This is a genomic window from Vibrio sp. M260118 (assembly GCF_036533755.1).
Taxonomy (GTDB): Bacteria; Pseudomonadota; Gammaproteobacteria; order Enterobacterales; family Vibrionaceae; genus Vibrio.
This window is the reverse complement of sequence record NZ_JATABG010000008.1, coordinates 22,590-31,064: the sequence shown is the minus strand read 5'-3', so window position 1 is coordinate 31,064 and position 8,475 is coordinate 22,590. Positions and strand designations below refer to the sequence as shown.

Genomic DNA, 8,475 nt, shown 5'->3' with positions numbered 1-8,475 from the left:
AAGGCGTGTTCGCCATAACCAAAAACGCAAACTCAAGCAGGAAGAGGCAGTCCAGTGGGATGAATCTATGCTTGGAGGGAGTAAATCTGGCCTGGTTATCACTCGTTTTGGACAGCACGCAGACATCGAAGATCTCGAAAGTGGAGAAGTCCAACGCTGCAACTTACGCCGTGGGATTGAAACGCTTGTCTCTGGCGACAAAGTGATTTGGCGTCCGGGGTTAGAATCGATGGAAGGCATCAGTGGCGTTGTCGAAGCGGTCGAACCGCGAACTTCAGTATTAACTCGTCCAGACTACTACGACGGCCTAAAACCCGTTGCAGCTAACGTTGATCAAATGGTCATCGTCTCCTCTGTTTTGCCAGAGCTTTCTCTGAACATTATAGACCGCTATCTAGTGGCCTCTGAAACCTTGTCTATTGCGCCACTGCTGGTGCTAAACAAGATTGACCTTCTTGAAGCAGAACAACTGGCAGAATACAAATCTTGGCTAAGTGAATATGAGCATATTGGCTACAAAGTACTGTTTGTCAGTAAACAAACTGGCGAAGGCATTGCCGAACTGGAAGCCGAGCTAAAAGACCGCATCAATATTTTTGTTGGTCAGTCTGGTGTGGGCAAATCGAGCCTGGTTAATGCGCTGATGCCACAGTTCAATGTTGAAGAGGGCGAAATCTCAGAAAACTCAGGATTAGGTCAGCACACAACCACAGCCTCGCGCCTTTACCATATCCCTACAGGTGGCGACTTAATCGACTCACCGGGAGTTCGGGAGTTTGGGCTTTGGCACTTAGAGCCGGAAGAGATCACCAAAGCGTTTGTTGAGTTCAGACCTTACTTAGGTTTATGCAAGTTCCGAGATTGTAAACATAACGACGACCCGGGCTGTGTTCTGCGTCAGGCAGTCGAAGATGGTGAAATCAACCAAATTCGCTTTGACAATTACCACCGAATTCTTGAGAGCATGGCCGAGAACAAAGCCAATCGACAGTACTCTCGCAGCAAAAAAGCGGATTTGTAGCCGCAAATTGCTCTCGCAACTACTGACTTTTGGGTGCAATTTGAGTAACATCTCGCGCCCAGAATATAGTCAATCATGAAAATAGCATTGGAATGAAACACAATGGATAAGATTAAAGTTGGACTGCAATATTGGATCCCTCAGCACGGCCTAACTCGTTTAATGGGTAAGCTAGCTTCAGCTAAGGCTGGCGGTCTAACAACAGCAATCATTAAGTGGTTTATCAAGCAATATAACGTCAATATGGACGAGGCTTTACACTCAGACCCGAAGCACTTTGAAACATTTAATGAATTTTTTGTTCGTGAGCTTAAAGAGGGCGCACGACCAATCACACAAGAAGAGACAGTTATCACGCACCCAGCGGATGCTTGTGTAAGCCAGTTCGGCCCTATCACTAATGGCAAGCTGATTCAGGCCAAAGGCCACGACTACACAGCGCAAGAGTTACTAGGCGGTGATGCAGCACTAGCGGAAGAGTTTGCTGACGGTGAATTCGCAACGCTTTACCTATCTCCACGTGACTACCACCGCGTTCATATGCCCTGTGACGGAACACTGCGCCAGATGATTTATGTCCCAGGCGATCTGTTCTCAGTAAACCCTCTAACCGCTGAAAACGTGCCAAACCTATTTGCTCGTAACGAGCGTGTGGTATGTATTTTCGACACAGAATTTGGCCCAATGGCTCAAGTTTTGGTTGGCGCAACTATCGTAGGTAGCATAGAACAAGTATGGGCAGGCACTGTCACTCCACCGCGTGGCAACACGGTTTACAAATGGGACTACCCAGCCGAAGGCGATAAAGCGGTCATTCTTAAGAAAGGTGAAGAGATGGGGCGCTTTAAGCTTGGTTCAACCGTTATCAACCTTTTCGCCAAAGACATGGTGAAGTTTGATAACTCGATGCAAAACGGTCAATCAACAGTAATGGGCACACCTTACGCACATAAAGCGGTTTCAGAACCAGCTGCAGAGTAATTTCTCGCACATTGATAAGACCTCGCTTCGGCGAGGTTTTTTTTTGACCTAAAGCAAATCTCTCGTAAGATTTTCAACTGTTTATCAAAACTCTAGACTCGGTCTAAGACCTTAAATAAATTGTAAATTAGTCTATGGATTCGCTAGGACTTTTGAGGTAAGGGACTCTATGCCAAAGGTAGACAAAGGAATCATCATCAAGCTCTTAATCAGCTTTGGTCTACCAATTGCTGTTCTCTTCATGCCCATCGACTGGATCCCAATTGATGATCTGACGTTAATTCAGCACAGACTGTTGGCTATTTTCCTCTTGGCTGCACTACTTTGGGTTCTAGAACCCGTTCCTGTATTTGCTACTTCAATTTTGATCATCGCCCTTGAACTGGTGATGATTTCCGACAAAGGTCTGCACCTATTTCGTACCCCACCAGCGGGACATGATTTAGGCGAATTGATGAAATATACTGATATTTTTAGTGCTTTTTCATCGCCGATCATCATTCTCTTTATGGGCGGCTTTGCTTTGGCAATCGCCGCATCTAAGTATGAGTTAGACAATAACCTAGCCCGTGTTTTGCTCAAGCCTTTTGGACATCAACCTAGGTTTATCATGCTTGGCTTAATGCTCATCACAGCCGTGTTCTCGATGTTTATGTCGAATACAGCAACCACGGTAATGATGCTTGCTCTGCTTGGCCCTATTGTTGCTTCTGCGCCCAAAGGTGATATAGGTATCAAAGCGCTAGTTTTATGTATTCCAATTGCCGCGAATACTGGTGGTATCGCAACACCAATTGGTACACCACCCAACGCCATTGCTCTTCAGTATTTAACTGGGGAAAACAGCATCGATTTCTTGACCTGGATGATGATGGGTCTGCCATTTGTCATTGTTCAGCTAACCATTGCTTGGTTCTTGCTACAAAAGCTATTCCCTTCTTCTCAACAGACCATGACGCTAAAACTTGATGGACAGTTTCAAAAGAACTGGCGGGCCATCGTCGTCTACACCACCTTTGCACTAACCATTTTGTTGTGGATGACCACCAAACTGCATGGCATGAACACCTACGTGGTATCTATCATTCCACTAGCGGTATTTACGCTTACCGGGATTATGGGCAAAGCGGAGCTTAAGCAGATCAACTGGGATGTGCTTTGGTTAGTCGCAGGTGGTATCGCTATCGGTATTGGTTTGGACAAAACAGGTTTGGCATCTGCCCTTGCCCATGCCATTGACTACGAAACTTTATCACCAATCGCGGTTGTGTTGACCATGTCTATCATCTGTTGGTTAATGGCGAACTTTATGTCTAACACCGCTACCGCTAACTTACTAATGCCTATTGCCGCAGCCATAGGCGCGTCAATGGAAAGTCTCTCAGCGGTAGGCGGTTTACAAGGCCTTCTAGTCGTGGTTGCATTCTCCGCTTCTCTCGGCATGATTTTACCTGTGTCTACACCACCTAACTCACTCGCTTATTCGACTGGGCTTATTGAGAGTAAAGATATGGCCAAAACAGGTGTCATCATAGGTGTTATCGGTTTAGCTATTGTGTACGTGGGAGCGCTACTACTCACCTAAACAACAAACAGCACAAAATGTTGGCTAGAGCTCACAAATTAGTAAATATCTGCTCATATAGCCAACAATTATGTACATAGATCATGCAATTTATCGTTTTGTAAATATAAAATCAGTCAATAACAATTAGAACGCCCAACCATCTAATCAATGTGAGTTCTCTATCCGGCGGAAGTGGCAACGAAGACAGATAAATGCTCCTACAGCAACCATCATCTCCCTAATCCATCCACTCCGCTTTTCTCACTAATTGTCTCGAAAATAAGGAAAGGCAATGAGAAATACAATTAAACTAAAAATTCAGATTGCGATCGCAATCGTTATCGCCGTTGTAAGCGGGGTTCAAGCGTGGATTTCAGTAAGCCAACTGAAACAAGAAACCACCTCCGCACTTAACAGTGAAATTGCCAATGTGAGTCATGCGACCACTCGCTACATTAGTGATTGGCTATCAATTCGCAGTGACATGATGCTAGCCAATGAAAAAACCATCCAAATGTCAGCGAACTCAGATCGCGAAATGCTAGTTACCAAGCAAGCAGGTGAGTTTCTGTCCGTTTATGCTGGATTTGAAGACGGCTCAATCGCTTACGGTGACAAAACCGAAGACTGGCCTGCCGACTATGACCCTCGAACTCGCCCTTGGTATAAAGATGCGATGAACGCTTCGGGTCTAATTTTAACTGAACCTTACCAGGATTTTGATGGCAGCATTGTCGTCAGCTTTGCCAAATCATTCAATGGGGAAAGAAAAGGCGTACTAGCCGCTGACTTAACCGTCACCAATATCATCAACGAAGTTCTGCAAGTCACTCTCGACAATGACGGGTTCACCTTTTTAGTCGACGGTAACAATAATATCGTTGCTTACCAAGATGAGAAGCTAAGCCAAAAAGCCCTTACTGAATTGAACCCTGCACTTAACCCAGAAAAAATTAAAGAGCTTGTAAACAACTCTTCTATTTCTACAATAAATTGGCCAATGCAAGGGGATAAGCTTATCTACGCGACCAATGTACCGAGCACTGACTGGGCTTTGGGGATCGTGATGGACAAAGAGATGGCATACGCATCCGTAACTGAGCAGATCCAGTTCACCGCAATTGCTTCGATCATCCTGTATTTAGTGATCGCTTCAATTAGTACTTACACGGTAACTAAGCTACTACAGCCTCTACAAGACTTGTCGGCTTCGCTATCTCAACTGTCGAAAGGCGAAGGCGACTTAACGCAACGCGTCGAAATCAAACGCCGAGATGAGATAGGTGAACTCGCCGAGCACGTTAACCATTTCTTGAGTCAGATGCAGGCGATGATCAGCGGCATTATTAACCACAGTGACAAGTTGGCAAACCAAGCAACTCAAGCAAATGAGCTATCGCAACAGTCCGCCGCTCAAGTTGAAGCACAGCAAAACGACGTGAATCAAATTGCGACAGCGATTCATGAGATGTCTGCAACAGCAGCAGAAGTAGCAAGCCATGCCGAACTTACCGCTACCGCCTCGCAGACCTCCTCTTCCGCTTGTCAGGATGGTCAGCAAGTGATCCAGAAAAACCGCCAAGCAATCGTTGATCTCGCTGATCAAGTGATAGCAGCGGCTGGGGTTATCTCTGAGCTTGAAAATAATACACAAAGCATCAATCAAATTTTGTCGACTATCCAAGAGATCGCTGAACAAACCAACTTGCTTGCACTAAATGCCGCCATTGAGGCAGCACGTGCTGGTGAACAAGGGCGTGGTTTTGCGGTCGTTGCTGATGAGGTTCGCGTACTTAGCCAACGCACTCACGGGTCAACGGAAGAGATCCGCAACATGATCGAAACGCTGCAAAATAACACTAAACTTGCAGTGAACAGTATGCAGACCAGTACCTCTCTGGCAGATACTAGCGTCGATTACGCTCAGCAAGCCGCTGAAAGCCTAGGTCATATCACTGATGCGATTACTGAAATCAACGACATGGCTCTACAAATCGCCAGTGCAGCGGAAGAGCAGCGCGCAGTGAGCGAGGATATCAGTCGCAATACTCAGGGCATTAAAGATGCCTCAGATGTGCTTGCTTCCCAAGCGCAACAGAGCAGCGAAAGTGCCAACAACATGCGAGACTCAGCGGAAACCATGCGCCAAGAAGTGGGACGCTTTAAGGTTTAACCTATGATTTAAACTGTTTTTAATGCATATTGTCAGCCATAAATATTCCAAACTCACAAGGATTATGAGTCGATGGGTTATGAATGGCTGGCACTTGCCGCTGCATTTCTCTGGGCGGTGGCAAGCCTACTCTCTGTAGTTCCCGCTCAACATCTCGGTACGTTTGCCTACAGCCGTTGGCGTATGGGTTGCACCTCTGTCATTTTAGGCGGTATGGCGCTATTCACTGGCGGATGGGCCACCGTCGAAACCAATGCTATCTCTGCAATGATGCTATCAGGTGTAATCGGTATTTTTATCGGTGATACCGCGCTGTTTGCTTGCCTTAATCGTATGGGACCAAGACAAGCGGGCCTGCTTTTCTCTTGTCACGCAGTTTTTTCCGCTATTCTTGGTTTCTTTCTGTTTAGCGAAACCATGACAGCTCTCGAGTTGCTCGGCTCGACACTCGTTTTCTCCGGCGTTTTAACCGCGATCTTTTTTGGCAGAAAAGGCCAGAGCAACAACCAGCTCGAGTCGATCAAAGGTAATGTCTGGGTTGGCGTTGGACTGGGTCTGTTAGCGGCTCTATGCCAAGCACTAGGTGGGATTATTGCTAAACCTGTCATGCAGACGGCTATCGATCCTGTTGCCGCTTCCGCCATGCGTATGATGACAGCCTTCGCCGCACACTGCTTATTCTTCCTCAGTGGAGCCCAACTGGCTCGCGCCACCCAACCGATGAATTTTAAGATCTTCTCGATTACCGCAGTTAATGGCTTCCTCGCCATGGCGGTAGGTATGACATTAATCCTATACGCGCTTCAAGAGGGCAATGTGGGGATGGTGGCACTATTATCTTCCACGACACCAATCATGTTACTGCCTATACTTTGGGTCTATTCAGGGAAAAGGCCCAACCGCTTCGCTTGGATTGGTGCTATTGTCGCCGTCGCGGGTACTGGCATACTTGTCAGTTAGGCTATTGGTAAAATAGGTAAAATCCACTTTATGATTCGCTCACGAACTGGACAATAGTATTAAAATAATCACATTACTGATGATTTGAATAAATACACACTGAAAGCAAGGTGAAAGATAACAACAATATTTCACAAACAATATTTGATCTTAACCTACAGTTTTGATTAAAAAGTGTAGTAAAATTACGCTAATTTTGTTTCTAAAGTTACTTTGAAATTTGACGAGGTCATCACTATGACAGCTAAGAAGCCTATGGCTCTAGTTATCCTTGACGGTTACGGACACCGTGAAGATACAGCAAGCAACGCAATCGCAAACGCGAAGACTCCATTCCTTGATAGCCTGTTTGCTAACAAACCAAACACTCTAATCTCTGCTTCTGGCATGGATGTTGGCCTACCAGACGGTCAAATGGGTAACTCTGAAGTGGGTCACACAAACATCGGGGCAGGCCGTGTGGTATACCAAGACCTTACTCGTATCACAAAGTCTATCGCTGACGGTGAGTTCGCAGAAACTGCAGCGCTGGTAGAAGCGATCGATGCAGCAGTTAAAGCTGAAAAAGCAGTCCACATTATGGGTCTAATGTCGCCTGGTGGCGTGCACTCTCACGAAGATCACATCTACGCAGCAGTTGAAATGGCAGCAGCACGTGGCGCTGAGAAAATCTACCTACACTGCTTCCTAGACGGCCGTGACACTCCACCACGCAGCGCAGAAAACTCACTAAAACGCTTTGACGAACTATTTTCTAAGCTAGGTAAAGGCCGTGTGGCTTCTCTAATTGGTCGTTACTACGCTATGGACCGTGACAACAACTGGGATCGCGTTCAAGTTGCATACGACCTTCTAACTCAAGCTAAAGCAGAGTTCACTTTCGATTCAGCAGTGGCAGGTCTTGAAGCGGCTTACGCTCGCGACGAGAACGACGAGTTTGTTAAGGCAACAGCGATCAAAGCTGAAGGTCAAGAAGACGCAGCAATCGTTGATGGAGATGCAGTTATCTTCATGAACTACCGTGCTGACCGTGCTCGTCAAATCACTCGTACTTTCGTCCCTGCATTTGATGGCTTCGAACGTGCTGTATTCCCAGCAATCAACTTCGTGATGCTAACTCAGTACGCTGCTGACATCCCACTATCCATTGCCTTCCCACCAGCGTCTTTAGAGAACACTTACGGCGAGTGGTTATCTAAGCAAGGTCAAACTCAGCTACGTATCTCTGAGACAGAGAAGTACGCGCACGTGACTTTCTTCTTCAATGGTGGTGTTGAAAACGAATTCGAAGGCGAAGAGCGTCAACTTGTTGCTTCTCCAAAAGTAGCCACTTACGACCTACAGCCTGAGATGAGCTCTGCAGAGCTAACAGAGAAGATGGTTGCGGCGATCAAATCAGGTAAGTACGACACTATCATCTGTAACTACCCTAACCCAGATATGGTTGGTCACACTGGCGTATACGAAGCAGCCGTTCAAGCGATTGAAGCTATGGACGAATGTATAGCTAAAGTGACAGCAGCTATTGAAGAAGTGGATGGTCAAATGCTGATCACGGCTGACCACGGTAACGCGGAAATGATGGTAGACCCAGAGACAGGTGGTACTCACACTGCTCACACTAACCTACCAGTTCCTCTAATCTATGTCGGTGGTAAAGACGTTGAGTTTAAACAAGGCGGTAAGCTGTCTGATCTAGCTCCAACTATGCTAGCTCTAACTGGTCTAGAGATCCCTGCTGAAATGACTGGTGAAGTTCTTGTTAAATAATTA

General features: G+C 46.3%; 6 protein-coding genes. All 6 read left to right on the top strand.

Annotated elements, in window-relative coordinates; genetic code table 11:
- A partial coding sequence (gene rsgA, locus QTO00_RS01325; RefSeq protein WP_331422498.1) for a small ribosomal subunit biogenesis GTPase RsgA occupies positions 1-1,021 on the top strand: 1,021 nt, incomplete at its 5' end.
- Positions 1,022-1,123: 102 nt separating this feature from the next.
- A complete protein-coding gene (asd, locus tag QTO00_RS01320; protein ID WP_331422496.1) occupies positions 1,124-2,002 on the top strand; it encodes an archaetidylserine decarboxylase in 879 nt (292 codons plus the stop codon).
- A 169-nt stretch (positions 2,003-2,171) separates the two neighbouring features.
- Positions 2,172-3,587: an SLC13 family permease gene (locus QTO00_RS01315; RefSeq protein WP_331422495.1), complete on the top strand. Its 1,416-nt coding sequence runs from the start codon at positions 2,172-2,174 to the stop codon at positions 3,585-3,587.
- Between the two features lie 274 nt (positions 3,588-3,861).
- On the top strand, positions 3,862-5,742 hold the full coding sequence (locus QTO00_RS01310; RefSeq protein ID WP_331422494.1) for a methyl-accepting chemotaxis protein: 1,881 nt from the start codon (positions 3,862-3,864) through the stop codon (positions 5,740-5,742).
- Between the two features lie 72 nt (positions 5,743-5,814).
- Positions 5,815-6,702: a DMT family transporter gene (locus QTO00_RS01305; RefSeq protein ID WP_331422493.1), complete on the top strand. Its 888-nt coding sequence runs from the start codon at positions 5,815-5,817 to the stop codon at positions 6,700-6,702.
- 237 nt (positions 6,703-6,939) lie between these two features.
- A complete protein-coding gene (gpmM, locus tag QTO00_RS01300; RefSeq protein WP_331422491.1) occupies positions 6,940-8,472 on the top strand; it encodes a 2,3-bisphosphoglycerate-independent phosphoglycerate mutase in 1,533 nt (510 codons plus the stop codon).
- Positions 8,473-8,475 lie beyond the last annotated feature (3 nt).